Here is a 455-nt window from a genome sequence, read left to right as displayed (position 1 = left end):
CGGCCATTTAGAGTTAGCACCGTGGCCGTGATAAGGATGTAGGACGTGGTAATCATCCGAATCGCTCTCGCATTTCGGGCACGAGGTCCGAGAACTTCATCAAGTCACCTTCCCGGATTAGCACGTCCTCACCGATGTCCGAATACACCTCGGCCCAGATGCCGTGACTTTTCAGAAACGCGGCCATGCGGTTGGCATCGGCAATGCCACGGTTATCCGGACGGAACGTCTGGACGACGACCAGCGTGTCATCAGCGTTCTTCTCGCGAGCGAAGCGCTCACGGCGATGACCACACGACGGACCCGGCACGCAATGACCGCCCGTCATGTAGCAGCGGAAGCCGTTGTTCGTGGCGTAAGTCTGGGCGACAACAACCTCGCGCAGCGGGCACTCCTGTGCCGCGTACCCCGGATGCTCATCGACACCTGCGGAACCCGGAAGCAGGGTACGCTGC

Annotated in this window: 1 protein-coding gene; it reads right to left on the bottom strand. The window is 60.4% G+C overall.

The genetic code is table 11. The features are described 5' to 3' along the window. Positions 1-52: 52 nt before the first annotated feature. Positions 53-455: hypothetical protein (locus AC1RPQ_RS07925; protein WP_481762250.1), on the bottom strand; the 403-nt coding region annotated here is incomplete at its 5' end.

This window comes from Dellaglioa sp. CoH-57-MRSF-21, from assembly GCF_056781915.1.
Note: the sequence above shows the minus strand (reverse complement) of the source record. Positions and strands in the feature narration are given on the sequence as shown.